The 26,501-nt window shown below is 73.7% G+C and carries 24 protein-coding genes and 1 pseudogene; 14 read left to right on the top strand and 11 right to left on the bottom strand.

Going from position 1 to position 26,501, the window contains the following annotated elements; genetic code table 11:
• Positions 1-56 precede the first annotated feature (56 nt).
• Positions 57-1,463, top strand: coding sequence for a class II 3-deoxy-7-phosphoheptulonate synthase (locus tag AB0C19_RS07225; RefSeq protein ID WP_357180801.1), 1,407 nt, complete (start codon positions 57-59; stop codon positions 1,461-1,463).
• Between the two features lie 94 nt (positions 1,464-1,557).
• Positions 1,558-2,592 carry a GntG family PLP-dependent aldolase gene (locus AB0C19_RS07220; protein ID WP_357180798.1) on the top strand — a complete coding sequence of 345 codons (1,035 nt, stop codon included), beginning with the start codon at positions 1,558-1,560 and terminating at the stop codon, positions 2,590-2,592.
• A 127-nt stretch (positions 2,593-2,719) separates the two neighbouring features.
• Here AB0C19_RS07220 and AB0C19_RS07215 read toward each other — a convergent pair whose 3' ends face one another.
• The gene (locus AB0C19_RS07215) at positions 2,720-3,589 is read right to left on the bottom strand and encodes a deoxyribonuclease IV (protein WP_357180796.1); all 870 of its coding nucleotides are present in this window, start codon (positions 3,587-3,589) and stop codon (positions 2,720-2,722) included.
• The gene (gene pknB, locus AB0C19_RS07210) at positions 3,589-5,577 is read right to left on the bottom strand and encodes a Stk1 family PASTA domain-containing Ser/Thr kinase (RefSeq protein WP_357180793.1); all 1,989 of its coding nucleotides are present in this window, start codon (positions 5,575-5,577) and stop codon (positions 3,589-3,591) included. The genes AB0C19_RS07215 and pknB overlap by 1 nt, the downstream gene beginning before the upstream one ends.
• Before the next feature lie 188 nt (positions 5,578-5,765).
• Here pknB and AB0C19_RS07205 point away from each other — a divergent pair, with 188 nt between their 5' ends.
• On the top strand, positions 5,766-6,155 hold the full coding sequence (locus AB0C19_RS07205; protein WP_357180790.1) for an Rv2175c family DNA-binding protein: 390 nt from the start codon (positions 5,766-5,768) through the stop codon (positions 6,153-6,155).
• Between the two features lie 139 nt (positions 6,156-6,294).
• Here the strand turns inward: AB0C19_RS07205 and AB0C19_RS07200 are convergent, their stop codons facing one another.
• Together AB0C19_RS07200 and AB0C19_RS07195 are read right to left on the bottom strand one after the other, a co-directional pair.
• Positions 6,295-7,377, bottom strand: a complete 1,083-nt coding sequence (locus AB0C19_RS07200) for a polyprenyl synthetase family protein (RefSeq protein ID WP_357180787.1) — start codon at positions 7,375-7,377, stop codon at positions 6,295-6,297.
• Between the two features lie 9 nt (positions 7,378-7,386).
• Entirely contained in the window at positions 7,387-7,776 is a 390-nt protein-coding gene (locus tag AB0C19_RS07195) for a helix-turn-helix domain-containing protein (protein ID WP_238682849.1), read from the bottom strand.
• A 438-nt stretch (positions 7,777-8,214) separates the two neighbouring features.
• Between AB0C19_RS07195 and metF the strand changes: the two genes are divergently transcribed.
• A complete protein-coding gene (metF, locus tag AB0C19_RS07190) occupies positions 8,215-9,132 on the top strand; it encodes a methylenetetrahydrofolate reductase [NAD(P)H] (protein ID WP_112623915.1) in 918 nt (305 codons plus the stop codon).
• Positions 9,133-9,176: 44 nt separating this feature from the next.
• Positions 9,177-9,866 carry a CDP-alcohol phosphatidyltransferase family protein gene (locus AB0C19_RS07185; protein ID WP_112582773.1) on the top strand — a complete coding sequence of 230 codons (690 nt, stop codon included), beginning with the start codon at positions 9,177-9,179 and terminating at the stop codon, positions 9,864-9,866.
• An 84-nt stretch (positions 9,867-9,950) separates the two neighbouring features.
• Here the strand turns inward: AB0C19_RS07185 and crtI are convergent, their stop codons facing one another.
• The 6 genes from crtI to AB0C19_RS07155 all read right to left on the bottom strand — a co-directional run bounded on the left by crtI (position 9,951) and on the right by AB0C19_RS07155 (position 15,280).
• The gene (gene crtI, locus AB0C19_RS07180) at positions 9,951-11,438 is read right to left on the bottom strand and encodes a phytoene desaturase family protein (protein ID WP_357180781.1); all 1,488 of its coding nucleotides are present in this window, start codon (positions 11,436-11,438) and stop codon (positions 9,951-9,953) included.
• 12 nt (positions 11,439-11,450) lie between these two features.
• Complete coding sequence (locus AB0C19_RS07175; protein ID WP_357180778.1) at positions 11,451-12,578, bottom strand: glycosyltransferase; 1,128 nt, start codon at positions 12,576-12,578, stop codon at positions 11,451-11,453.
• The gene (locus AB0C19_RS07170; protein ID WP_357180774.1) at positions 12,575-13,429 is read right to left on the bottom strand and encodes a carotenoid biosynthesis protein; all 855 of its coding nucleotides are present in this window, start codon (positions 13,427-13,429) and stop codon (positions 12,575-12,577) included. Before AB0C19_RS07170 ends, AB0C19_RS07175 begins: the two co-directional genes overlap by 4 nt.
• Positions 13,426-13,977, bottom strand: coding sequence for a GNAT family N-acetyltransferase (locus AB0C19_RS07165; RefSeq protein ID WP_124817698.1), 552 nt, complete (start codon positions 13,975-13,977; stop codon positions 13,426-13,428). Before AB0C19_RS07165 ends, AB0C19_RS07170 begins: the two co-directional genes overlap by 4 nt.
• Positions 13,974-14,693 carry a monooxygenase gene (locus AB0C19_RS07160; protein ID WP_357181593.1) on the bottom strand — a complete coding sequence of 240 codons (720 nt, stop codon included), beginning with the start codon at positions 14,691-14,693 and terminating at the stop codon, positions 13,974-13,976. Before AB0C19_RS07160 ends, AB0C19_RS07165 begins: the two co-directional genes overlap by 4 nt.
• Positions 14,694-14,791: 98 nt before the next feature.
• The gene (locus AB0C19_RS07155; protein WP_357180770.1) at positions 14,792-15,280 is read right to left on the bottom strand and encodes a YbaK/EbsC family protein; all 489 of its coding nucleotides are present in this window, start codon (positions 15,278-15,280) and stop codon (positions 14,792-14,794) included.
• A 445-nt stretch (positions 15,281-15,725) separates the two neighbouring features.
• Here AB0C19_RS07155 and AB0C19_RS07150 point away from each other — a divergent pair, with 445 nt between their 5' ends.
• From AB0C19_RS07150 to AB0C19_RS07110, 9 genes are all read left to right on the top strand, one after another.
• Positions 15,726-16,175, top strand: coding sequence for an SAV_6107 family HEPN domain-containing protein (locus tag AB0C19_RS07150; protein ID WP_124817692.1), 450 nt, complete (start codon positions 15,726-15,728; stop codon positions 16,173-16,175).
• A gap of 102 nt (positions 16,176-16,277) precedes the next feature.
• On the top strand, positions 16,278-17,003 hold the full coding sequence (locus AB0C19_RS07145) for a hypothetical protein (protein WP_357180767.1): 726 nt from the start codon (positions 16,278-16,280) through the stop codon (positions 17,001-17,003).
• The gene (locus AB0C19_RS07140) at positions 17,000-18,613 is read left to right on the top strand and encodes a DNA polymerase Y family protein (RefSeq protein ID WP_357180764.1); all 1,614 of its coding nucleotides are present in this window, start codon (positions 17,000-17,002) and stop codon (positions 18,611-18,613) included. Before AB0C19_RS07145 ends, AB0C19_RS07140 begins: the two co-directional genes overlap by 4 nt.
• 33 nt (positions 18,614-18,646) lie before the next feature.
• Positions 18,647-22,030, top strand: a complete 3,384-nt coding sequence (locus tag AB0C19_RS07135) for an error-prone DNA polymerase (RefSeq protein ID WP_357180761.1) — start codon at positions 18,647-18,649, stop codon at positions 22,028-22,030.
• 93 nt (positions 22,031-22,123) lie between these two features.
• A complete protein-coding gene (locus AB0C19_RS07130; protein ID WP_167492956.1) occupies positions 22,124-22,300 on the top strand; it encodes a hypothetical protein in 177 nt (58 codons plus the stop codon).
• 75 nt (positions 22,301-22,375) lie between these two features.
• Positions 22,376-23,143 (top strand): methyltransferase domain-containing protein, encoded by a 768-nt coding sequence (locus tag AB0C19_RS07125; protein WP_124853937.1) that lies wholly within the window; start codon positions 22,376-22,378, stop codon positions 23,141-23,143.
• Positions 23,140-24,312 carry a nucleotide pyrophosphatase/phosphodiesterase family protein gene (locus AB0C19_RS07120; protein ID WP_357180756.1) on the top strand — a complete coding sequence of 391 codons (1,173 nt, stop codon included), beginning with the start codon at positions 23,140-23,142 and terminating at the stop codon, positions 24,310-24,312. The genes AB0C19_RS07125 and AB0C19_RS07120 overlap by 4 nt, the downstream gene beginning before the upstream one ends.
• Before the next feature lie 62 nt (positions 24,313-24,374).
• Entirely contained in the window at positions 24,375-25,634 is a 1,260-nt protein-coding gene (locus tag AB0C19_RS07115) for a DNA polymerase IV (RefSeq protein ID WP_357180752.1), read from the top strand.
• A gap of 116 nt (positions 25,635-25,750) precedes the next feature.
• Positions 25,751-26,149: a DUF3040 domain-containing protein gene (locus tag AB0C19_RS07110; RefSeq protein ID WP_030334542.1), complete on the top strand. Its 399-nt coding sequence runs from the start codon at positions 25,751-25,753 to the stop codon at positions 26,147-26,149.
• A 238-nt stretch (positions 26,150-26,387) separates the two neighbouring features.
• On the opposite strand, the pseudogene AB0C19_RS07105 reads toward AB0C19_RS07110, so the two are convergent.
• Positions 26,388-26,501 (bottom strand): annotated as a pseudogene (locus tag AB0C19_RS07105) (IS30 family transposase); the annotation flags it as partial.

Raw genomic sequence — 26,501 nt, 5'->3', positions numbered from 1 at the left:
CGGAACCGTCCCCCTCGCCGCCCGGCCACCCCGACCGTCGCCGTACGCTTTCTGTCATGCGCCATGAGTGGCATCAGCTGAGCCATCCCGCGGTGGGCAGCCCGGGCCTGCAGACCAGCCGACCGACCATCGACTCCGCCGAGGACGCCGCGCTCGGTCTGGACCGATGGCGGGAGCTGCCCCGCGAGCAGATCCCGCCGTGGTCCGACCCGGCTGCCGTGGCCGCGGTCTGCAAGGTCCTCGACACAGTGCCGTCGGTCGTCGCGCCCTACGAGGTGGACCAGCTCCGGCAGAAGCTCGCCCTGGTCTGCGAGGGCAAGGCGTTCCTGCTGCAGGGTGGTGACTGCGCCGAGACGTTCGTGGACAACACCGAGAGCCACCTGTTGGCCAACGCCCGCACCCTGCTCCAGATGGCGATCGTGCTCACCTACGGCGCGTCGCTGCCGGTGGTCAAGGTCGCCCGGGTCGCCGGGCAGTACACGAAGCCCCGCTCGCTGCCGACCGACGCCCGCGGCCTGCCCGCGTACCGCGGCGACATGATCAACTCACTGGAGGCCGACCCGGCCGCCCGGGTCGCCGACCCGCAGCGCATGATCCGCGCGTACGCGAACTCGGCGGCGGCGATGAACATGCTCCGGGCGTACCTCGCCGGCGGGCTCGCCGACCTGCACGCCGTGCACGACTGGAACAAGGGCTTCGTGAAGAACTCCCCGGCGGGGGAGCGTTACGAGGCGATCGCCCGGGAGATCGACCGGGCGCTGGCCTTCATCCGGGCCTGCGGCATGACCGACGACGAGGCGCTGCGCACCGTCACGCTCTACTGCTCCCACGAGGCCCTGGCCCTGGAGTACGACCGGGCGCTCACACGGGTCTCCGACCGTCGGGCGTACGGGCTCTCCGGGCACTTCCTGTGGATCGGCGAGCGCACCCGGCAGATCAGCGGGGCGCACATCGACTTCATCTCCCGAATCGCCAACCCGATCGGGGTCAAGCTCGGCCCGACGACCTCCCCGGACGAGGCGATCGAGTTGTGCGAGAAGCTCAACCCGGACAACATCCCCGGCCGGCTCACCCTGATCAGCCGAATGGGCAACCACCGGGTACGCGACGCGCTGCCGCCGATCGTCGCCAAGGTCACCGCCGCCGGGGCCAAGGTGGTCTGGCAGTGCGACCCGATGCACGGCAACACGCACGAGTCGTCAAACGGCTACAAGACCCGGCACTTCGACCGCATCGTCGACGAGGTGCTCGGCTACTTCGAGGTGCACCGGGGGCTGGACACCCACCCCGGCGGGCTGCACGTCGAGTTGACCGGCGAGGACGTCACCGAGTGCCTCGGCGGCGCCCAGGGGATCGAGGATCTCGACCTGCCCGACCGGTACGAGACCGCCTGCGACCCGCGTCTGAACACCCAGCAGTCGTTGGAGTTGGCCTTCCTCGTAGCGGAGATGCTGCGGGGCTGAGCTTGCCAGCCCGCAGCCGGCAAGTCAGAGGATGACCATGGCTGACGCGGGGAGTGAGCTTGCGAGCCCGCAGTCGGCAGTTGAAAGGATGACAGTGCCTGATCTGTTCGTGGACCTGCGGTCCGACACGGTGACCCGACCCACCGCCGGGATGCGGGAGGCGATTGCCACCGCCGAGGTCGGTGACGACGTCTACGGCGAGGACCCGAGCGTCAACGCGCTGGAGGCCGAGGTCGCCGCGTTGTTCGGGCACGAGGCGGCGCTGTTCGCCCCGAGTGGGTCGATGGCGAACCAGATCGCCCTGCAACTGCTGGTGTCGCCCGGCGACGAGTTGCTCTGCGACGCCGACGCGCACGTGGTCACGTACGAGATCGGCGCCGCGGCCGCGTACGGCGGGATCTCCTCGCGGACCTGGCCCGCCGTGGGCGCGGACATCGACCCGGAGATGGTGGCCGGGATGATCCGGCCGGACGGTTACTTCGCCGTCCCCACCCGCGCGGTCGCCGTCGAGCAGACCCACAATCGCGGCGGCGGCGGGGTGATTCCGCTGGCGACCCTGCGGGATCTGCGCGGGGTCGCTGACGAGGCGGGGGTCGCACTGCACTGTGACGGCGCCCGGATCTGGCACGCGCACGTCGCCGACCAGGTGCCGCTGATCGAGTACGGCCGGCTCTTCGACACGCTGTCGGTATGCCTCTCCAAGGGCCTCGGCGCGCCGGTCGGTTCGCTGGTGATCGGCAGCGCGGAGAAGATCGAACGTGCCCGGCTGATCCGCAAGCGGATGGGCGGGGGCATGCGCCAGGCCGGCATTCTCGCCGCCGCCGGCCGGTACGCGCTCGCGCACCACATCGACAGGTTGGCCGACGACCACGCGAAGGCGGCCCGGCTCGCCGAGGCGGTCGCGCCGTTCGGTGTGTTGGCCACCACGGTCCGCACCAACCTTGTCGCGCTGGACCTCACCAAGCACACACTGGACGCGCGGGCGCTGGCCGCCGCGGCGCGGGCCGAGGGCGTACTGATCTCGGTGCTCGGCCCCCGTACCGCCCGCCTGGTCACCCACCTGGGCCTCAGCGACGCGGACATCGACCGCGCGGTGGCAGCCCTACCCCGCATCCTCGCCGCAGCCTAAAACCCCACCCACCCCCACCCCACCCACTCCCACCCACCCCCACCCACCGTTCACCTCGGTGATCAAGAGGTTCGCGTCAGATTCCGGTCGCCGGGTGACGCAAACCTCTTGATCAACAAGGTTGGGGTCAGGGGTGGGACAGGCGGGTGAGGGTGGCGATGTCGGCGGCGTGGCCCACGTGCTTCTCGCTGGGGGTCTCCACGACGATCGGGACGCCAGCGGTCGCCGGGTGCGCCATCAGCTCGGCGAAGGCGGGCTCGCCGATGCTGCCCTTGCCGATGTTCTCGTGCCGATCCCGGGTGGAGCCGCACAGATCCTTCGAGTCGTTGGCATGGACCAGCCGCAGCCGGTCCGCGCCGACAGTGGCGACCAGGGTGTCCAGGGTCGCCGTCATGCCGCCCTCGGCAGCCAGGTCGTGGCCGGCCGCCCAGGCGTGGCAGGTGTCGAAGCAGACCCCGAGCATGGGGTGTCCGTCCACCGCGTCCAGGTAGGGCCCGAGCTGCTCCACCCGGGAGGCCAGTGACCGGCCACCGCCGGCGCTCGGCTCGACCAGCAACATCGGCCCGCCAGCGTCGGCAGCCCAGTCGAGCAGCGGCAGCAACACCTCGCGGACCTGTCCCATCGCGGCCTCGGCGTGCCCCTCGTCCACCGAACTGCCCGCATGGAACACCACCCCGCGCGCGCCGATCGCCACGCCCCGACGCAGCGCGTGCGCCAGCGTCTGCCCCGACTTCTCGACAGTGGCCGGGGTGGGCGAGCCGAGGTTGACCAGCAGCGCGGCGTGGATGAACGCGGGAATGCCCCGCTCGGCGCAACCGTCGCGAAACAGCGCGTCCTGCGCCGGGTCGCCGTCGGGCAGTGCCCAGCCTCGCGAGTTGGAGACGTAGACCTGCACCACCTGCGCGCCGGTCGCGTCGGCGTACGGCAGGGCGGCCTTCGCCAGCCCACCCGAGGTCGGAGTGTGCGTGCCCACCGGCCGCGCGCAGATCGTCGGCATCAGAAGCACGTCAGTGTGACCGGGGTGCCGGGCGCCACCTGCGAATTTTCGCCCGGGAGCTGGATCCGGACCACGGCGTTCGGGTTGATCGCCATCGTCACCGGGAAGCCCTGACCCTCCAACGCCTGCTTGGCCTGCTGGCACGGCAGGTCGATCACCCGCGGCATGGCGACCAGCGGTGGCCCCTTGCTGACGTCCAGCTTGACCTCGGTGCCCTTCTCCACGCCGGCGCCATCGGCCGGGCTCTGGCCGAGGATCTCGTCCCTAGGCTTGTCGGAGTCCTTGTAGGTCTCCTTCAGCACCAGGTTGAGCTGGGCCAGGGCCGTCCGGGCGTCGGTCAGGCTCTTGCCGACCAGGTTCGGCACCGTCACCGGCGCCCTGCCCCGGCTCAGGATGAGGGTGATCTTCGCACCGGGTTTGACCTCGGTGCCCACCTTGGGGGAGCTGTCTACCACGACCCCGGCCGGCAGGCTGTCGTCGTAGCGGGCGGTGCCCCTGGCGACCACCAGCTTCACGTTGACAAGGTCCGCCTCGGCGAGCTCGAACTCCTTGCCGATCACGTCCGGTACAGGGAAACGCTCCGGACCGAGGGAGAGGGTCAGGGTGATCGTGCCACCCTTGACGATCTTGGCAGCGGACGCTGGGCTCTGCTCCAGCACAGTGTCCTTCGGGGCCTTCTCGTCGAAGCGCGGCTCAGCGTACTCGATGAGAAGCCCGGTGCGGTCGGCCCGCGCCTGCGCCTCGGCCTTGCTCAGGCTCATCAGCTGCGGAGCGTCCGTGTAGCGGCCGACGCCGAACCACCAACCCCCGAGCGCGGCCACCAGGCCCAGCGTCACGACCACTGCCGCGACGGCCAGCCGGCCACGGGGGTTGCTCAGCACAGTGCTGCGCAGCGCGGCGAGCCGGGCGCCCAGGCCCTCCGCCGGCTCCGGGGCGGCCCGACGCCGCCCCGGCCCCTGGCTGCTGGCGCCCTCGGGCAGACGTGCCCACGACGGGCGGTTGGGCGGCTGGACCGTCGCGACCATCATGGTCGGCTGGGAGAGCGACGGTGCGTCACTGATCGGGCGGAGTACGGCGGTGTGGCTGTTGGCGTCGCCCAGACGATCCCGGGCCACCTGCACCTCGGCCAACAACGCGCCGGCGTCCGCGGGCCGCGCTCCCGGATCGCGGCGGGTGGCCCGCTGCACCAAATCGTCGAGGACCGACGGGAGGCCCGGCACCAGCGTCGAGGGCGTCGGCACGTCCCGGTCGACGTGCTGCCAGGCGACGTCCACCGGGCGGTCTCCGTCATACGGCACCCGACCGGTGAGCATCTCGAACAGCACGATGCCGGCCGAGTAGACGTCGGTGCGCGGATCGGCGCGGCCCTCGGTGACCAGCTCCGGGGCGACGTACGCCACGGTGGCCATCAGCTGGTTGCCCTGCTCCTCGTCGGCGCTCGCCTCGACCGCCCGGGCCAGCCCGAAGTCGGCCACCTTCACGACGCTGTCGACCAGGTTGGCGACGCCACCGGTAGGCGCCTCCGCGACCAGCACGTTCTCCGGTTTGACGTCGCGGTGCACGAGACCGGCCCGGTGCGCGGCGGCGATCGCGGCGAGCATCTGCTCGGCGATGGCCAGTGCCTCGTCCGGGTTGAGCCGGCGTCGCTCGGCCAGCACGTCACGCAGCGTGCGGCCACGGACGTACTCCATCACCAGGTACGGCAGGCCGGCGTGCGTGCCCTGGTCGTAGACCGCCACCACGTTCGGGTGGGTCAGCCGGGCGATGGTCTTCGCCTCGTCGGTGAACCGGGCCACGAAGTTGGCGATCCGGGCCCGTGCCTCGCTGGCCTGGGTCGGGTGAATGATCTTGACGGCGACGGTGCGCTCAAGGCGTTCGTCGGTGGCGGTGTACACGGTCGCCATGCCACCACGGGCCACGCGACCGCGAATGCGGTAGCGCCCGTCGATCAGCGAGCCCAGCAACGTGTCGGCGACCTGAGTGTCCATCGGCAGGCAGTCTATGTGTCCAGAGGGTGAGGGATGAACAGGATGCTACAGCCGTATGCCGAACCGGTCCGTCCCGCCGCGTTCCCCGCCCCGTGTTCGCAGGTCAGCGGCGATCAGGGGAGAGGGCGCAGATGGGCGGCCCGGGGTGCCGGTGGCTCGTCGCGGCGGCGGCGTGGCAGGGTGGTCGGGTGACCGAACCCGTACCCGACCAGGCCGCGCCCGGCCTGGAGCTCGCCGGCCCCACCGACCTGGCCGACTGGTTGACCCTGCCCGACGTCGCCGAACGCCTCGACGTGTCGATCAGCAAGGTGCACCAGATGATCCGTGACCGGGAGTTGTTGGCGGTCCGCCGCGACGGCGTCCGCCGGATCCCGGCGGACCTGGTGGCCAACCAGACCGTGCTCAAGCACCTGCCCGGCGTGCTCAATCTGCTCGCCGACAACGGCTACGACGACGAGGCCGTCCTGCGCTGGCTCTACGAGCCGGACGACACCCTCCCCGGCGCCACCCCCGCCGCCGCCCTCTCCGGCGACCAGGCCCGCGAGGTGAAACGCCGAGCCCAAGCCCAAGGCTTCTAACCCCGTCCCCGGCCCCCCCGGCCCCCGCCCCGGTTGATCATGAAGTTGTTGCCAGCCCGCTCGGCGTGTCGTGGCAATAACTTCATGATCAACGCGGGAGCGGGCAACGCGGGCGCGGGCGGGGTGGGGCAGGGTGGGGTTAGTCGGATCGGCGGGTTGCGGCTATGGCCAGGTCTACCAGGGCTTGGCGGGCCTCGGTGTCGAGGTCGACGGCGGCCAGGGCGGCCAGGGCGGCGTCGGTGAGTGTGACGATCCGCTGTTCGGTACGGGCCAGCGCCCCGCTCCCCGAGATCACCTCGCGGAGCCGGGCCACCCCGTGCTCGTCCAGTTCCGGGTCGCCGAGCCGGCCGAGCAGCAGCTCACGGCCCGCGTCGTCGGTGGCCTCCACTGTCGCCGCCACCAGGTAGGTGCGCTTGCCCTCGCGTAGATCGTCCCCGGCCGGTTTGCCGGTCAGTGCCGGGTCGCCGAAGACCCCCAGCACGTCGTCGCGGAGCTGGAACGCCTCGCCCAGCGGCAGCCCGTACGCCGAGTAGGCCGTCCGCACGTCCTCCGGCGCGTCGGCCAGCGCGGCGCCGAGCAACATCGGACGCTCGACGGTGTATTTCGCGGACTTGTACCGGGCGACCTTGCTGGCCCGCTCCACCGAGGTGTCCCCGGTGACCTGTGTGAGCACGTCGAGGTACTGCCCGACGGTGACCTCGGTGCGCATCTCGTCGAAGACCGGCCGGGCCCGGGCCAACGACCACAGGTCCAGGCCGGCGGAGTGCAGCAGCTCGTCCGACCAGACCAGGCACAGGTCACCGAGCAGGATGGCCGCGGCGTCGCCGAAACCGTCCGCGTCGCCACCCCAGCCGGCCTCCCGATGCCGGGTGGCGAACCGTCGGTGTACCGCGGGCTCGCCGCGACGGGTGTCGGAACGGTCCATCAGGTCGTCGTGGATCAGGGCGCTGGCCTGGACGAATTCCAGTGCGGCCAGGGCGGTCAGCACCTGGTCGCCGTCCAGCCCGCCGGCTCCCCGGAACCCCCAGTACGCGAATGCGGGACGCAGCCGCTTGCCGCCGCCGAGCACGAACGCCTCGATCGCCTCGGCCACCGGACCCAGCGCGTCGTCCACGGCGGCGAGCCGGACCCGTTGGCCGGCCAGGAACTCGGTGAGAGCCTTGTCGACCCGCTGCCGCAGGCCGGCGCGGTCGACGGGGGACACGGGAGCAGCGTGGGTCACGCCCCGACGCTAGCCGGTCGCCCGTGCTCGTGCTCCACCGCCACGCGTAGTCCCGCCGGTGCGGCCGGGCCCCGTCCGCCTGGCCGGTCGCGCGCCGGCCGCCGTGGCGCGGCCCGGCCCGGTGGCCCGCGTCGAGCCGGCCCGACGGGTGGCCGCGGCAGCCTCGGCGAGCACCACCAGCGGCACGTCCAGGACGACGGCGAGCCAGCCGAGCCAGAACCCGCCCGGCACGCGACGCTGTCGTTCCCACCGGGAAATCTCGTGCCGACTGAGCGTCGGCACCCCGGCGGCGGCACACAACTCGGCGGCGGCTCGCTGTTGGCTCAAGCCCCGCTCCAGTCGGCACCGAGCCAGCAGCGGCCCGAGCTGCGCGGGGCGCGGCGATGCGAGCGGGATCATCTGTCCTCCTGGCGGGCGTCGGTGCGGTGACGACCCACCCGCCCGAGCGGGCGGGACCGGCGCCACCGCTCGGTTGCTGACCCCCGCGCGAGACCCGGGCCACCCCCGCCGCCCCTCCCGCACCGTCCCTTCCTACCTCGGAGGTATGACGCCTTTCCGCAGTCGAGTCGGGGCGCGCGGTGCGACACCGCCCGGCTCACGGCAGACCGGGCGACGCCGCCCACGGGCTCACCGCAGACCCGAGCGAGGCCGCCCACCAGACCGAGCGAGGCCGCCCACCAGACCGGGCGAGGCCGCCCACCAGACCGGGCGAGGCCGCCCACCAGACCGGGCGACGCCGCCCACGGGCTCACCGCAGACCCGAGCGACGCCGCCCACCAGACGCCGCTGGGTGGGAAGGGCCTGGGTCCTGGTGCCATCGACCGCTAGAGTCGGGTCGTGGCGCTCGGTCTTCCCTCGACACTCCCCAATCCGCAGCCAGCGATCGGGGAGCTCATTCGTGAGCACCAGCCGACCTTCTCGTTCGAGTTCTTCCCGCCCAAGACCGAGGCGGGGGAGCAGCTGCTCTGGCAGGCCATCCGCGAGTTGGAGTCCCTGCGCCCGTCGTTCGTGTCGATCACGTACGGCGCCGGCGGCTCGACCCGGGACACCACAGTGGCGGTGACCGAGCGGATCGCCACCGAGACCACCCTGCTGCCGATGGCGCACCTCACCGCGGTCAACCACTCCGTCGCCGAGCTGCGGCACGTGGTCGGCCGGCTCGCCGGGGTGGGGGTGCGCAACGTGCTTGCCGTTCGTGGTGACCCTCCGGGCAACCCGGGCGGTGAGTGGATTCGTCACCCCGAGGGCGTGGACTACGCCGAGGACCTGGTCCGGCTGGTGCGCGACGCCGGCGACTTCAGCGTCGGCGTGGCCGCCTTCCCGTACAAGCACCCCCGCTCGCCCGACGTGGCCAGCGACACCGCCCAGTTCGTCCGCAAGTGTCGGGCCGGCGCGGAGTTCGCGGTCACCCAGATGTTCTTCGACGCCGACGACTACCTGCGGCTACGTGACCGGGTGGCCGCCGCTGGCTGTGACACCCCAATCCTGGCCGGCGTGATGCCGGTGACCCAGTTCAGCACCATCGAGCGGTCCGTGCAGCTGTCCGGTGCGCCGTTCCCACCGGCGTTGGCGGCCCGCTTCGAACGCGTCGCCGACGACCCGGACGCCGTCCGCCGGCTCGGCATCGAACAGGCCAGCGAGATGTGCCGCCGGCTGCTGGACGAGGGAGTGCCGGGAATTCACTTCATCACCCTCAACCGGTCCACCGCGACCCGCGAGGTCTGGCAGAACCTGAAGGCCGGCGCTCGCGTGTGAACGCTGCGCCTGCGACACCTGTTGCCCGGCACGACGGTTGATCCGTGGTGGGCACACAGCTGAACTGGGATCAGTACGCCACGGCGTGGGCGCGGTTGCACGGCGGGTTCGACCCTCGGGTCGCGGCGCCGGTGGTGCGTGCCTGGCTGCGATTCGCGTACCACGTCGGATATGTGCTGGGCCGGCTACGGGTCAGCCCCACCGCTGTCACCGTGGCCGGGGTGCTGCTCTGCTTCTGCGTACCGTTGCTGGTAGGCCGGCCGGGGGACGGGCCGTTCCTCGGCGCGCTGTTCGTGCTGCTCGCCGCCGTGGCGGACAGCGTGGACGGTGCGGTGGCGGTCGCCACCGGCCGCACCACCCGGCTCGGCTACGTCTACGACTCGGTCGCCGACCGGCTCGGTGAGGTGGCGTGGCTGCTGGCGTTCTGGCTGGTGGGCGCGCCGGGTGGGCTGGTCGTCGCGGGCGGCGCGCTGTCCTGGTTGCACGAGTACGTTCGGGCGCGGGCGGTCGCCGCCGGCATGCGGGAGATCGGCGCGGTGACAGTGGGCGAACGCCCCACCCGGGTCTCGGTGGCGCTGGCCGGCCTGCTGGTCGCCGGGCTGGCCGGGCTGATCGAGCCGGACCTGGCCGCTGGCACCATCACCATGGCGACAGCGGTCTGGGTGCTGTTGGCCGGTTTCGGCCTGGGGCAACTGCTCTCCAGCATCCGCCGCGCACTGCTCGACGCCGACTAGAGCGGGCCAGCCCGACGCCGACCGAAATCAGGCGCCGGCTGGAAGGCGCCGACCGGGACCGGCGCCGGCTGGAGCAGGCCGGCTCTACCAGGCGGGGCCGATCTCGTCGGCGACGATCTGCGCGGAGAGGGTCACCATCGGCAACCCGCCGCCCGGGTGGGTGGAGCCACCCACCAGCCACAGCCCGTGCGCCGGGCCCCGGTTCGCCGGGCGGAGCAGCCCACCGGCGGTGCCGTAGATCGAGCCACCTGGCGCGCCGGTCGCCACGTCCAGGTCGGCCGGGGTGCGGATCTCGCGGAACAACAGCCGGTCGCGCACGTCCACGCCGCGCCGCGCCAGCACGTCCAGGATCCGGTCGGCGTACGCGTCGGCCAGCCCCGGGCGTCGCCAGTCGACAGCGCCCGCAGCGGTGCCCTGCCGGGCGGCGTTGACCAGCACGAACCACGCCTCGTGTCCGGCTGGGCGGACCATCGGGTCGTCGGCCACTGTCACGAACACCGCCGGGTCGGCCGCCGGCCGGGCCCGGACACCGCGCCCGGGGTCACCGAATACCGCGTCGAACTCGGCGTCGTAGTCGTCCGGGAAGAAGACGTTGTGGTGGGCCAGCCCGGTGCTGCCGGAGACGCCGAGCAGCAGCACGAAGCCGGCGAGGCTGCGGTCGGTCAGCCCGGCCAGCCGACGCGGGTGCGGCAGCAGGTCACGGTAGACGGTGAGCGCGTCCACGTTGGCCACCACCACGTCGGCGGGGACCGGGGCGGTGACGCCGGCGAGGCGTACCCCGTGCACTCGGCCGCCGGTGGCGTCGATCCGTGTGACAGTGGCGTCGGTCTGCACCACCACGCCGAGGTCCAGGCAGCGGGTCAGCAGCGCGTCGGCGAGCGTGCCCAGCCCACCGCGCAGGTACCAGCCGCCGAAGGCCAGCTCGGCGTACGGGACCGCGACCAGCGCCGCCGGTGCCCGACGTGGGTCGGCGCCGGTGTAGGTGGCGTACCGGTCCAGCATCATCCGCAGCCGCGGGTCGGACAGGTGCCGGCGGCCCAGGCCGCGCAGACTGCGGCCCGGGGCGATGGCGGCCAGGTCGCCGACGCGCCAGGCCAGCGACGCGAGGTCGCGGGGAGAGTCGACGGTACGACGCAGGATGTCCCGTGAGGAGGCCTGCCACACCCGCGCCGCCCGCCGCCACAGCCGCTGCCAGTCGGCTGCCGCCCGGTCACCGAGGACGGCCCCGATCCGGGCGGTGAACTCCGCCGGGTCGGCGCACGAGTCCAGGGTCGGGCCGCCGTCGGGAAAGACGTGTCGGACGATCGGGTTCAGCGGGACCAGGTCCAGGTATTCGTCGAGCTTCGCCCCGGTCGCCTCGAACAGGTCGTGGAAAACCTCGGGCAGGGTGAGCAGGCTCGGCCCGGTGTCGAAGTGGAACGACCCGGCCGGGGTGTCGTGCGCGTACCGGCCGAGCTTGCCGCCGACCGTGTCGGCGGCCTCGAAGACGGTCACCTGGTGCCCGGTGGCGGCCAGCCGGGCGGCGGTGGCGAGGCCACCCACCCCGGCGCCGACGACCACGATCCGCGCCATGCCGCGTCCTCCCTAGCTGACCGGGCGGCCCCGCCAGGTCAGGCGGCGTCGCTTTCGCAGATGGTACGACCGCAGGGTCAACCAACCGAGGACCACGACCGACACGGGGTGTGCGAGCGCGTCGGGCCACCACCGGCCACCGGTCGCGCGGGCGGTGAGCACCCGCCCGGCCACCCCGAGCGCGTACGCGGCCAGGCCCACTGCGGCCACCCTCGGTGCGCCGGCCGCCGCACCCGTCAGCGCGATCAGCGGCGGTGCGGTGTAGAGCAGTAGCAGCGCCGCCACCACGGCTGCCGCCGCGCCCGGGTGCCCGAACGACGCCCAGAGCGACTTCGAGTACCCGTCGCGCAGTTGCGGCCAGTCGTCGTACATCAGGCAGGTAGCCAGCCGGGAGCCGTCGGCCAGGGCGATCCGCCCACCGGCCCGCTTGACCGCTCGGGCCAGCTCGACGTCCTCCAGGATCTTGTCGGCGACCGCGGCGTGCCCGCCGGCGGCGGTGTAGCCGGCCCGGTCCACCACCAGGAACTGCCCGCCCGCCGCGGCCAGCGACGGTCGCGACGAGCGCTCCATCGCACGCAGCGGCAGGAAGGTCAGCCAGAGCCACTGCAACAGCGGCTGCACCAACCGATCGCCTGCCGTCGCCGCCACGATCCGGGGGTACGGCGACAGCAGCGTCGCCCGGGCGGCGCGCAACTCGGTGACGGCAGCGGCCACGGCGTGCGGGGCGAGCACCACGTCGGCGTCGACGAAGACCAGCGCTGTGGCGTCCGGGTCGGCCCGGGTGGCCAGCTGCCAGCAGGCGTGCGGCTTGCCCAGCCAGCCCGGCGGTGGGGCGACCCCGGTGAGCAGCGTGACCCGGGGGTCGTCGCCGGCCACCGCGCGGACCACGTCGGCGGTGCCGTCGGTGGACCCGTCGTCGAGGACCACGACGCGCAGCCCGGGCACGCCGTGCTGGGCCAGCAGGGCGCGCAGGCAGGGTGTGACCCGGGTGGCCTCGTCGCGCAGCGGCAGCAGCACGGTGACCTGCTCGTCGACGTCGTCGGGCCGGTCGGTGGGTCGGCGCAGCCACCGGGTGGCGTTGAGCCAGGTGTGCCCGGTCAACGCGGCGACGGCGATGAGCAGGGCGAGCAGGACGGTCATCGGGTCGCGTCGACGCCGGGGCGGTGTGGCTGGGGGTCGGCCGGCCGGAGGTGACTGTCGCGCCGGGCGCGGAGCACTGTCACCGCCAGGGGTACGGCGGTCACCGACATCCCGGCGGCGCCCCAGAGCGCCGAGGCGGGCAGGTCGAGGAAGACGGCGTGGGCCAGGATGCTGGAGAAGTACGTCCACAGGTAGAGCGCGACCATCGGGTGGTCCCGCCGATCGGTGTGTTCGGCGGCCGGCCCGGCCAGCGGGCGCAGCGCGCTCATCATCAGCACCGCGAAGAGCAGCCAGCCCAGGTAGTTGCTGACCGGGATGCCGGCCAGGCCGGGCAGGGCCGGGGTGGCGTCGCGCCAGACCCAGTAGCCCTCGGCCACCATCTGCGGGTCGAGGAAGAGGTCCCAGGCGGCCAGCCCCACGGTGGCCAGCGCGATCCGTCCCACCCATCGCCCCACCGTCGACCCGCCGCCGGCCGTCGCGGCAGTGCCGCCGGTCAGTCGGACCGCTGCCAGCCAGGCCGGCCAGGCCATCCAGGTCCAGGCCAGCGGAATGATCAGCGGCACGCCGGCCAGTTTGGGGCCCAGCTCTCCGGAGTAGTCGTAGCTGCCGAACGGCACACCCGTGGCCACCCCGATCGCCTCGATCGCGAACCCGCCGCCGGTCGCCACCGCGACCAGCGCCGCCGCCACCCGTGGGCCCCGGCTGAGCAGCGCGTGGCCGACCGAGAGCAGCCAACCGAGGACGACGGTGGCCACTGTGAGCCCGGCCCGGGTGGCGCCGGTGGTGAGCGGGTAGCAGATCTGGGCGAGCACCAGGACGGCGAGCAGCGTCCAGGAGATCCGCCGGGTCATGACGCCGGTGGCTCGAGCGGCAGATCCCGACCGAGTACGCCGAACGGTCGCTCGTCGCCGGGGAAGTGGAAGTCGCGCAGCACGTCGACGAAGCCGAACCGTCGGTACAACCGCCACGCCCGCGAGGTCTGCTCGTCGGCCTCCGGGGTGGACAGCAGCACTGTGTCGCCCTCCGCCATGCCGAGCAGCGCGCGCAGCTGACCGGTGCCCAGGCCGTGCCCCTGCGCCGGTGGCCGGACGTGCAGCTCGACCACCTCGAAGCAGTGGGTGAGCCAGCGCGTGCGAGTCGGGGCGTCCAGCGCGCGGTGCACCTGGTCGTGCCACCACTGACCGGAGGCGCCCAGGTAGCCGTAGCCGAAGCCGGCGAGGTGCCCCTCGCTGGTCAGGCTGGCGACCGCCCGGAAACCCGGCCGACGGACGTGGGTGGCGATGTAACCGCGCCGGGCCTCCAGCAGGTCGGTGCGGTATCCCATCGCCTCGCCGTAGACGGCCACCACGTCGTCCAGCCGCCGGACGAGATCGTCCGGCGTCCAGCGCACCAACCTCATGCCCGTCCACCCTTCACCGTTTCCGGGCCGCCGTCGGCGACCCATCCGAGCACCGACCGGTCGCCGACCACGTCGCGCACCTCGAACCGGGCGAACAGCTCCTCGGCGTACCAGCCCGCGGTGGGGGTTCGCATGATCGCCGCCCGATGCTCCGGGTGACGGTACGCGAACGCCACCAGGTCCGTCGGGTCGCGCCACACGCTCACCGTGCCCTGCCAACCCAACGGGGCCTCTCCGACCCCGAACCGGGCCAGCAGCCCGGGCGCGTCGCGCAGGGCGGCGGCCACCGGCGGGATCGCCCGCCAGAAGGTGGCCGCCCGGCGGGCCCGCAGCCGGGCCCGGGTCAGTGCCAGCACCGGGCCGGTGACCCGGCCGCCCGACGGGTCGCCGAACGGCCGCTGGCCGGACCACTCGCCCCGGCTGGTCAACGGGCGTAGGTCGATGCGCGCCTGGGCGTGGGCGATGCGCGCCCAGGCCCGCCCGACCGGTGAGTCGTCGAAGCCGGCCGCCGCGGCGGGAGAGTCCCAGACGGTCAGCGCCGCCCACCGGGTCAGGTCGGCGTCCCGTGGCCCGAAGTCGGTGCCGGTCCCGGTGCCCAGCAGCTTGCCGAACCGAACGCCGGGGAGGGCCCGCAGCCGGCGGGGGTCCACCGCCATCCGGGTCAGCGCCCGGGGCAGCGCGCCGTGCGAGGTCCGCCACACGTGCAGCGTGACCAGCTCCGGAGCCGCGCTGACGTCGCCGCTGTGCCTGCTGGTCTGCTCGCTTCGCGCGAACGCGTCGCCGCTGGGCCCGCTGGTGCGCTCGCTTCGCTCGCTCACGCCACCTCGGCCGGGGTGCCGGCGGTGACCCGCAACAGCTCGGGGTAGGTGGTCGGGAAGACCGCCTGGGGTACGCCACCAGCGGCCCAGATCTCCGGGTACGCCGCCAGCGCCGTGTCCACCAGGGTGCGCAGCGGGTGCGGGTGCCCGAGTGGGGCGACCCCGCCGATCGGCTGCCCGGTGTGGGCCCTGACGAACTCCGGGGTGGCCCGGCGCAGTCGGGTGACGCCGATCGATGCCGCCAGGCCGGCGGTGTCGACCCGGTGTGCGCCGGAGGTGAGGACGAGCAGCGGCGCGTCGTCCGCGTCGAAGATCAGTGAGTTGGCGATCTGGCCGACCTCGACGTCGAGCGCCTCGGCGGCCGCCGAGGCGGTGTGCACCGCGTCGGGCAGCAGACGGACCATGCTGGGCTCACCGGCGCCGTCGAGGGTGCCGGCGGCGGTGAGCGCGTCCTGCACCGCCCGTACGTTCGGGTGTGGCTGCATCCCGCCATTCTTCCCGGTCCGTTGGTGGCCGGTTCAGTCGGCCGGCACGCTCGGCGCGTCACACGTTGCATTTTCGTCGGAGGGGAGGTGTACTGTCAGCAGCAGTTAGAACGAGTGTTCGATTGCCTCGAACGCCCGTTCCAACCAGCCGGAGCGCGGCGTTTCGCGGCGCCACCTCCGGGTTGTGCGGCTCCGCGGGCCGCACCTGGGTTTCCGGGCAGTCGCGAGCCTGGTCCCAACAGGCAGGAGCGTTGCCCGCCGCCCACGACCCCCGGGCGGCGGGCGACGCACCCGCCGGTCCGCCGGCCGGGTGTGGTGTGGGGAAGCATCCACACCCGGCCGGCCACACCCGGTGCGTCTTCCTCCGCACCACCCCGACCTCGACGTCTCGTCGGCAGCAGCAGCCGCCGCGGTGACGTCTCGGCCACGTGGAGGAGAGACATCCATGCCGACCAACCCGGCTCAGGCACCGACGGTGCCGGCGCACGTGCTGCCGCACCGCACCCCCGCCCAACTCCTCATGTTGGCCCGCCGTGGGCTGGTCGAGGCCGGCCAGACCCGACCTGACGGTCTGCGCTACGCGGCTGCCCACCTGGCCGCCCTGCGCGCGGCGGCGGCTCTGCTCGCCGCCCGGGCCCGACCCGCGCCGAGTCGACGCAACCGGATCACCAGCGTCTGGGTCCTCCTCTGCGCCGTCGCTCCGGAGCTCGACGAGTGGTCCCGGTTTTTCGCCGCGGGGGCCAGCAAGCGCGCCGCCGCCGAGGCCGGCATTCCCCGGGTGGTCAGCGCCCGGGAGGCCGACGACCTGCTTCGCGCCGCCGAACAGTTCGTCACTGTGGTGGAAACCGCGCTCGGCGTGGCCCACCAACCGGCCCTGGACGGCCTCGCCGCCTGATCCCGCCGTGCCACCGGCCGCCCCGTGGGGGGAGCCGGGCGGCCGGTGGCACGGCGTGCCGGTCCTGATCTGATCCACAGCAACGACGGGGGAGTTGGTCCAATGGCGGGCCGCATGGTGGTCGGTTCCGCCGCGCTGGCCGATCTGGTGCGCCCGGCGAGTGCACCCGACCCGGTCGGTGGCCACCGGGTGCTACCGGTGGTGCCCGAGCTGACCGGTCTGCTGCCCAACCGGGGCCTGCGCCGGGGCAGCACCATCGCTGTCGCCGCCGGTCAGCCCCGCCGCAGCGGTGGCACCTCGCTGATGCTGGCACTGCTTGCCGAGGCGTCCCGGGCCGGCTCGTGGTGCGCCGTGGTCGGGGTGCCGACGTTCGGCGCGGGCGCGGCGGCTGAGCTGGGCATCGCCCTGGACCGGCTGGCCCTGGTGCCGAACCCCGGCCCCGAGTGGGCCACAGTGGTCGCCGCGCTGATCGACGGGGTGGACGTCGTGGTCACCACCGTGCCGGCCTCGGTCTCCGCCTCGGTCGCCACCCGGTTGGCCGCCCGGGCCCGGCAGCGCGGCAGCGTGCTCGTCCCGTACGGCCGGTGGGACGGCGCGGACGTGACGCTGCAGGTGGTCAGGGGAGTCTGGGAGGGTCTCGGGCTGGGCCGGGGGCGGCTGCGCCGCCGGGAGATCACCGTCTCGGCGCGCGGGCGCGGGGCGGCCGCCCGGCCCAAGGAGATCAAGGTCTGGCTCCCGGGTGACGAGCTGACCCGGGTGATCCCTCGTACGCTGCCGTCGCCCGCGGGCCGATCGGCCGCGCCACTCGCGCTGGTCGGTCGGGGGTGACCGGCGCGCCGGCACGCACGCTGCTGCTGTGGTGCCCGGATTGGCCGGTGCTCGCCGCCGAGATCGTCGACGGGGTGCCGGCGACCGGCCCGGTCGCCGTGCTGCACGCCAATCGGGTGGTCGCCTGCTCCGAGCGGGCCCGCGCCGAGGGGGTGCGTCGAGGGCTGCGCAAGCGGGAGGCGCAGGGGCGCTGTCCGCAGCTCACAGTCGTGGAGTACGACCCCGGCCGGGACGCCCGGGCGTTCGAGCCGGTGGTCGCCGCGGTGGAGGAACTGGTCGCCGGCGTCGAGGTGGTCCGTCCGGGAGCCTGCGCGGTGGCCGCCCGGGGGCCGGGCCGTTACCTCGGCGGCGAGGAGGCGGCCGCTGAGCGGATCATCGAGCACGTGGCGCAGTCGTGCCTGGTGGAGAGCCAGGTCGGCATCGCCGACGGGGTGTTCGCGGCCGGGTTGGCCGCTCGCGCCGGCCGAGTGGTGGCACCGGGTGGGACACCGGAGTTCCTGGCCGGGTTGCCGGTCGAGGCGCTCGGCCGGTCGGCGCTGGCCGACCTGCTGCGCCGACTGGGGGTACGCACCCTCGGCGACTTCGCCGCACTGCCGGCCGGCGACGTGCTGGCCAGGTTCGGGTTCGACGGTGCGCTGGCCCACCGGCTGGCCGCTGGGCGGGACCACCGCCCACTCGCCGTCCGGCAGCCGCCGGCCGACCTGACGGTGACCGCGGAGCACGACGAGCCGATCGACCGGGTCGACGCGGCGGCGTTCGTGGCCCGGGCGCTGGCCGAGCGGCTGCACGAACGGCTGGCCGGGCACGGGCTGGCCTGCACCCGGCTCGGCATCGAGGCGGTCACCGAGCACGGGCAGGAGCTGCACCGGGTGTGGCGGCACGATGGCCTGCTCACCGCCGCGGCCATCGCCGACCGGGTGCGCTGGCAGCTCGACGGGTGGCTCTCCGGCAGCAACGGCCGCGCCGGTGCCCGGCCGGCCCGACCGACGGCCGGCATCATCCGGCTGCGACTGATCCCGGATGGGGTGATCGCCCAGGCCGGTCTGCAGGCCGGCCTCTGGGGGGAGACCGGCGAGGAGCGGGAACGCGCGCACCGGGCGTTGAGCCGGGTGCAGGGCATCCTCGGCCCGGAAGCGGTGGTCACCGCTGTGCTCGGTGGTGGGCGCTCCCCGGCCGACCAGGTGCGACTGGTGCCGTGGGGCGACGAACGCGTTCCCGCCCGCCCTGGCCCGCCGGCCGATGCCGGCGCCGCCCCGGCCACCGGCCGGGGTGGAGGCGGGGCTCCGCCGTGGCCGGGCCGGCTGCCGGCGCCCGCGCCGGCGGTGGTGCTGCCCAGTCCGCTCACGGCGACGGTGCACGACGCCGCCGGTGAGCCGGTGGTGATCAGCGCGCGGTTGGCGGTGAGCGCCCCACCGGCTCGGCTGGTGGTCGGCACCGGCCAGCCGGCGGAGATCGTGGGCTGGGCCGGCCCGTGGCCGGTGGACGAGCGGTGGTGGGCGCCGGTCGAGGCCCGCCGCCGGGCCCGGTTCCAGGTCAGCCTGGCCGACGGTGCCGCCCTGCTGCTGGCCGTCGAGGCCGGGCAGTGGTTGGTGGAGGCGATCTATGACTGAGCTGGTGTTCTCCAGGTCGCAGGTGGATGCTCGATGAGCTTCCACAACCCGAAGATGCCCTGGTCGGAGCTGGAGCGGGTGCTCTCCGGGCGGGCCAGCGGCTCCGGCCGTCCGGGCGGCGGTCGGTCGCGCGAGGAGCGGCACCTGCACGTGGTGGACCCGCTCGCCGTGGACGCCGATGGCGGCGACTCTCCGGCCTGGAGCCGCCGCCGCGAGCAGTACCAGCCACCGGAGCTGACCCGCCCCGACGGCGTGGTGCCCTACGCGGAGCTGCACGCGCACACCAACTTCAGCTTCCTCGACGGCGCCAGCCACCCGGAGGAGCTGGCCGAGGAGGCGGCCCGGCTGGGGCTCACCGCGCTCGCCGTCACCGACCACGACGGCTTCTACGGGGTGGTCCGCTTCGCCGAGGCGGCTCGTACGCTGGGCCTGCCGACCATCTTCGGCGCGGAGCTGTCCCTCGGCCTGCCCGGCCCGCAGAACGGCGAGCCCGACCCGCACGGCGCGCACCTGCTGGTGCTCGCGCACGGCCACGAGGGGTACGCCCGGCTGGCCACCACCATCGCCCGCGCCCAGCTGCGTGGCGGGGAGAAGGGTCGCCCGGATTACGGGGACCTGGAGGAGGTCGCCGCCGAGCTGCGTGACCATGTGCTGGTGCTGACCGGCTGCCGCAAGGGGCACGTGCCGGGGGCGCTGCTCACCGAGGGGGTGGACGCGGCGGCCCGCGAGTTGGACCGGCTGACAGCGCTCTTCGGCGCGGAGACGGTGGCCGTGGAGCTGACCGACCACGGCCATCCCATCGACGCCGACCGTAACGACGCGCTCGCCGAGTTGGCCGCCGCGGCCGGGTTGCCGACGGTGGCCAGCAACAACGTGCACTACGCCAGCCCTGGCCGGCGTCGGTTGGCCACCACCGTCGCCGCGGTCCGGGCCCGACGCAGCCTGGACGAGATCGACGGCTGGTTGCCCGCGGCGGCCACCGCCCACCTGCGCAGCGGCGCGGAGATGGCGGCCCGGTTCGCCGCGTACCCGGGTGCTGTGGCACGGGCCGCCGAGTTCGGCGCCGAGTTGGCCTTCGACCTCCAGCTCGTCGCGCCGCAGCTACCGGCGTACCCGGTGCCGCCGGGGCACACCGAGATGAGCTGGCTGCGGAAGCTGACAGCCGACGGGGCGCACGAGCGCTACGGGCCGCCGCAGGCGCACCCGACGGCGTACGCGCAACTCGACCACGAACTGAACATGATCGAGGAGCTGGGTTTCCCCGGCTACTTCCTGGTGGTCTACGACATCGTCACGTTCTGCCGTGACCAGGACATCTACTGCCAGGGTCGGGGTTCGGCGGCCAACTCGGCGGTCTGCTACGCGTTGCGGATCACCAATGTGGACGCGGTCCGGCACCAACTGCTCTTCGAGCGGTTCCTCGCCCCGGAACGGGACGGCCCACCCGACATCGACGTGGACATCGAGTCCGACCGGCGGGAGGAGGTGATCCAGCACGTCTACACCCGTTACGGCCGGGAGCACGCCGCCCAGGTCGCCAACGTCATCTCCTACCGGCCCCGGTCGGCAGTGCGGGACGTGGCCAAGGCGTTCGGCTACTCCCCGGGGCAGCAGGACGCCTGGAGCAAGCAGATCGACAGGTGGGGCTCGGTCGCCACTGTCGATGTCGAGAACATCCCCGAGCAGGTGGTGGAGTACGCCAACGAGTTGCAGACGTTCCCGCGGCATCTGGGCATCCACTCCGGCGGCATGGTGATCTGCGACCGGCCGGTGATCGAGGTCTGCCCGGTGGAGTGGGGGCGGATGCCCGGGCGCAGCGTCCTGCAATGGGACAAGGACGACTGCGCCGCGGTGGGCCTGGTCAAGTTCGACCTGCTCGGCCTGGGCATGCTCTCCGCCCTGCACTACGGCTACGACATGATCGGGTCCCGGCTCGACCTGGGCGACATGACCCTGGACGACCCGGAGGTCTACGACATGCTCTGCCGGGCCGACTCGGTCGGGGTGTTCCAGGTGGAGAGCCGGGCCCAGATGGCCACCCTGCCCCGACTCAAGCCCCGCGAGTTCTACGACCTGGTGGTCGAGGTGGCGCTGATCCGCCCCGGCCCGATCCAGGGCGGTTCGGTGCACCCGTTCATCCGCCGCAAGAACGGCCAGGAGCCGGTGACCTTCGCGCACCCGCTGATGCGCAACGCCCTGGAGAAGACCCTGGGTGTGCCGTTGTTCCAGGAGCAGCTGATGCAGCTCGCCATCGACCTGGCCGGCTTCGACGCGGCCGAGGCCGACCAGTTGCGCCGGGCGATGGGCGCCAAACGGTCGGTCGAGCGGATGACCCGGATCGCCGACCGGCTCTACGCCGGCATGGCCGAGCGGGGCATCACCGGTGAGCTGGCCGACGACGTCTACCGCAAACTCACCGCGTTCGCCAGCTACGGCTTCCCGGAGAGCCACGCGATGAGCTTCGCCTACCTGGTCTACGCCAGCTCCTGGCTCAAGCGTTACCACCCCGCGCCGTTCCTGGCCGCGCTGCTCAACGCCCAGCCGATGGGTTTCTACTCGCCGCAGACCCTTGTCGACGACGCCCGCCGGCACGGGGTGGAGGTCCGTCGTCCGGACATCAACGCCAGCGGGGCACTGGCGGTGCTGGAGTCCACCCCGGAGACCCGGTGGGGCAGCGGGCCGGGGGAGCCGCCGCACGCCTGGGGGCTGGACGGCCCCGCCGTCCGGCTCGGCCTGTCCGGTGTGCGGACCCTCGGTGCCGACGTGGCCGAACGGATCGAGGCCGAACGGGTCGCCGACGGGCCGTACCGGGACATGCCGGATGTGGCCCGGCGGCTCGGTCTCACCGCCGCGCAGTTGGAGGCGTTGGCCACCGCGGACGCCTTCGCCTGTTTCGGGCTGACCCGGCGGCAGGCGCTGTGGGCCGCCGGTGCGGCCGCCCAGGACCGGCCGGGCCGGCTGCCCGGCACCGTGACTGGCGCGGCGGCGCCCACGCTGCCCGGGATGGAGGCGGTGGACCGGCTGGTCGCCGACGTGTGGGCCACCGGGTTGTCGCCGGAGAGCCACCCCGCCCGCTTCATCCGGGGTCAGCTCGACGTGCTCGGCGCGGTGCCGATCGCCCGGCTCGGCCGGGTGGAGCCGGGGCAGCGGATCCGGGTGGGTGGCATCGTCACCCACCGGCAACGTCCGGCGACCGCGGGCGGGGTCACCTTCCTCAACCTGGAGGACGAGACGGGAATGCTCAACGTCACCTGTTCGCCGGGGCTGTGGCAGCGCTACCGGAGGGTGGCGCGGACCAGCGCCGCGCTGGTGGTCCGGGGGCTGTTGCAGCGGCACGAGGGGGTGACCAACATGGTCGCCGACCGGCTGGACGCCATCGAGCCACCGGTGAGCCCCGCATCCCGCGACTTCCGCTGATTCAGTGATCCACATTACGGTTTCCCGAGCCGTCGAGCGGGAGACTCGTCCCGAGCGGGCAGAGCGGCCCGTGATTCGTGAGGGGGAACGACAGTGACGGGAAATCACGCGTACACCGGTGGAATCGCCAACGCCCGGCGGACCCGACTGGGCACCGGCTGGGTGCCGTCGCACCTCGCCGACCCCCGCGAGTACGAGGTGACGAACGGTCCGGTGGCCAACGAGCGCCGGTCCCGGGCGGAGGACGAGGCCGAGGGCACCGAGGCCTGACCGACCGCCGACCACGCACCGATCGGGCGTGTGGTGGGCGCCCCCCGCCACACGCCCGCACCACCACCGGGCCGGGTGACTAGGCTCGGCCGGGTGGAGCAGACCCGAGGCCGGTTCGCCGAGCCGCCGCTGACACCCCGCACCGCCGTGATCTGGTCGGTGCTTCGCGCCGAGCTGGACCGGCGCGGCGACGCCGAGCTCACAGTGCTGGACGTGGGCGGCGGCACCGGCGGTTTCGCCGTTCCGCTGGCCCGCGCCGGGCACCGGGTCACAGTCGTCGACGCCAGTCCCGACGCGCTCGCCGCGCTCACCCGCCGCGCCGCGGAGGCCGGGGTGGCCGACCGGATCGCCGCTGTGCAGGGCGACGGTGACGCCCTCGCCGGGCTGGTCGAGCCGGCCGGCGTCGACCTGGTGCTCTGCCACGCCGTCCTGGAGGTGGTCGACGACCCGACGCCGGTGGTGACCGCGCTGGCCACCGCGCTGCGCCCGGGTGGCGCGGCCAGTGTGCTGGTGGCCGGCCGGGCCGCCGCCGTGCTGGGGCGCGCGATGAACGGGCACCTCGACGTCGCCACCACCCTGGCCGCCGATCCGGCCGGCACCGCGGGCCCGCGCGACACGCTGCGCCGACGCTACGACGCCCCCGGCGCCGCCGCGCTGCTCGGCGCCGCCGGGCTGGTGGTCGAGGAGATCCACGGGGTACGCGTGCTGGCCGACCTGCTGCCGGCCGCAGTCGCCGACGGGCAGTCCGCCGCCGTGGTCGAGTTGGAACGTGCGCTGGCCGCCCAACCGCCATACCGGGACCTGGCCGCCCAACTGCACCTGTTCGCCCGCCGGCCGGCATGATCGCCGAGGCCGGTGGCTGGCCGGCGCCGCTGGAGATCCTCGGGCCGGGCCACGGCGGCGGCCGTCTCGCCGACGTGCTGCCCAGCGCGCTGGCCGTGCTCGGGGTGCCCGGCTCGGCCGACCCGCTCGGGCTCCGGCCCGCGCTGGCCGGGGTACGCCGGATCGCCGTGCTGCTCGTCGACGGGCTCGGCTGGTACCAGCTGCCGACCGCGGCGCCGTACGCGCCGACCATCGCCGGGCTCGCCGCGACGGTGGCCCGGCCGCTCATCGCCGGTTTCCCGTCCACCACCCCGACCAGCCTGGTGTCGCTGGGCACCGGTGTCGCGCCGGGCGCGCACGGGGTGCTCGGCTTCACAGTGCGGGTTCCCGGCACCGATCGGGTGCTCACCCACACCGACTGGGCCGCCGATCCGTCGCCGCTGCGCTGGCAGCCGGTGCCCACCCAGTTGGAACGGGCCCGCGCGGCCGGGGTGACGACGAGCGTGGTGAGTCGGCCGGAGTTCGGCGGCAGCGGGTTGACAGTGGCCGCCAACCGGGGTGGCGACTTCCGGGGCGCCGCCGGCGGGGACGCGGTGGCCACGGCCATGCTGGCCGCGCTGTCCGCCGGGGCCGGGCCCACACTGGTCTCCGGCTACCACGCCGACCTGGACCGGCACGGCCACGTCAGCGGTGTCGACTCGGCACCCTGGCGGGTCGCCGCCACCGAGGTGGACGCCCTGGTCGCCCGACTGGTCGACGGGCTGCCGCCGGACGCGGCGCTGCTGGTGACCGCCGACCACGGGCAGCTCGACATCCCTGCCGCGCACCGCTTCGACCTGGACACCGATCCGCGACTGCGCGCCGGGGTGCGGCTGGTGGCCGGCGAGGCCCGGGTGCGTTACCTGCACGTCGAGCCGGGCGCCGTCAACGACGTGCGGGCCGCCTGGTCGGAGGTGCTGGGCGCCACGGCCCGGGTACGCACCCGCGACGAGGTGGTGGCCACCGGCTGGTTCGGGCCGGTGCCCGAGGAGCACCTGGGCCGGATCGGCGACGTGGTGGCGATCTGCAACGACACGTACGCGGTCATGGCCAGTCGCACCGAGCGGCCGATGGCGTCGAAGTTGGTGGCCTACCACGGGTCGGACACCGCCATGGAGCTGACAGTGCCGCTGCTGGTCGTGCGGGGCTGACCCGGGGACGGTTCGGCCCGCTGGCCGATGGTGGTGTCGTACCCCCGGGTTAACCTGCCGGGATGGGCCGCAGCCAGTCGTTGCCCCGGGGCGACGATCCGCGCTTCGGGCCGGACGCCGACGACTCCGCCAGCCCGATCCTGCACGTCGACATGGACGCCTTCTTCGCCGCCGTCGAGGTGCGCCGCCGCCCAGAGCTGCGCGGCCGGCCGGTGGTCGTCGGCGGTGTCGGCCCGCGCGGGGTGGTCAGCTCGGCCAGCTACGAGGCCCGCCGGTACGGCGTCCGCAGCGCGATGCCGACCAGTCAGGCACGGGCCCGCTGTCCCCATGCGGTCTACCTGCCACCGGACTTCTCCGCCTACACTGCCGCCTCCCGGGCCGTCATGCAGATCTTCCGGGACGTCACGCCGCTGGTCGAGCCGCTCTCCCTCGACGAGGCGTTCCTCGACGTGACCGGCGCCCGTCGGCTCTTCGGCTCACCGGCCACCATCGCCCGACTGATCCGTCGCCGGGTCACCGACGAGCAGGCGCTGACCTGCTCGGTCGGGGTGGCGCCGACCAAGTTCGTGGCCAAGCTGGGCTCCACCCGGGCCAAGCCGGACGGCCTGCTGGTGGTGCCCCCGGGGCAGGTGCTCGATTTCCTGCACCCGCTGCCGGTGGACGCCCTGTGGGGGGTGGGGGAGCGCGCTGCCGAGGCGCTACGCCGGCTCGGCCTGACCACCGTCGGCGACCTCGCCGAGGCGCCGGTGGGCATGCTCCGCCGAGCCGTCGGTGCCGCCTCGGCATCCCACCTGCACGAGTTGGCCTGGGGTCGCGACCCGCGCGGGGTCAGCCCCGAACACGTCGACAAGTCGATAGGCGCCGAGGTGACCTTCGACGTCGACGTGGCCGACCCGTTGGAGATCCGCCGTGCGTTGCTCGCGCTCAGCGCGAAGGTCGGTGTCCGGTTGCGCGGCTCCGGGCAGGTCGGGCGCACCGTCTCACTCAAGGTCCGGCTGGCCGACTTCCGCACCGTCAGCCGATCTCGCACCCTCGACGTTCCCACCGACACCGCCCGCGAGATGTTCGACACGGTCTGGGCGCTCTACACCGCGTTGGACCCGGGCGAGCGGATCCGACTCGTCGGTGTCCGGGTGGAAGGGCTCGCTCCGGCGCAGGGCGCTCCGCGGCAACTCACCCTCGGCGCGCCCGAGCGTGGCTGGCGCGAAGCGGAAGCTGCCGCGGACGCCGCCGCTGCCCGTTTCGGGCGGTCCGTCATAGGTCCGGCCAGTCTGATGGGCGACCGTGATCCCCGTCGAAACGAAAATCCACCCCGCCCATAGGTCGTCCCGCTTTCCGACGCGCGACCCCCCTCGTAGACTTGCGGGTAAGCAGCCGGTTGGCTGCCACGGTCTGTCGGCCCGAGTGGGCCCGACCAACGTGACCGGGGAGGAGTGCCGTGCCGCTCTCGGAGCACGAGCAGCGGCTGTTCGAGCAGATCGAGCGGTCGCTTGCCGAGGACCCCAAATTCGCCTCGGCCGTGCGCGCCAGCGATCCGCGCTTCCATGCGCGGCGTCGCCTGCTCGTCGCCGCCGGCGTCATCATCGCTGGCTTGGCTCTACTGGTCTATGGCGCGGTGATCAAGACTCCACCACTGGCGGTGGCGGGCTTCGTCGTCATGCTGGCGTCGGCCGCGTTCGCGGTGCAGTCGCACCGGCGGGCTCAGTCACCCGACCTGCACGTGGTGGGCGGCACGACGAGTCGTCGTCGTCCCCGCGGTGGCCGATCCGGTCGCCGGTCGTCAATCCTGGACCGCATGGAGGACAGGTGGCGGCAGCGCCCGGAGGGGCACCGCTGAGCCGGTCCCGCCGCTGAGGCGGGCCGTACGCCGCGACGAGCGGTCGCCGGGCACAGCACCCGGCGACCTCCGTCGTATCCGCGCGCCCTCTACCGCTGCCCGCCCTCCGCAGGGTGCCCGGACCGCTGCCCGCCCTCCGCAGGGTGCCTCGACCCGCAGAAGCATCCCACCGAGGAGCGCGCACTCCCCGCATGATCGTGCTCGGTCCTGGATGTAGTGGCATCGTGCACCGGCGGTTTCAAGCGGCTGTTGCGACCAGGTGTTTGTGGAGTACCTCGGCTGGATTCTGCCAGTCGAGGGTTTGGCGTGGTCGTCCGTTGAGTTCGCGGGCGACGGCGTCGAGGTCGTCCTG

The sequence above is a fragment of the Micromonospora sp. NPDC048842 genome, from assembly GCF_040649935.1.
In the GTDB taxonomy this organism is placed as follows: Bacteria; Actinomycetota; Actinomycetes; order Mycobacteriales; family Micromonosporaceae; genus Micromonospora; species Micromonospora hortensis.
Note: the sequence above shows the minus strand (reverse complement) of the source record. Positions and strands in the feature narration are given on the sequence as shown.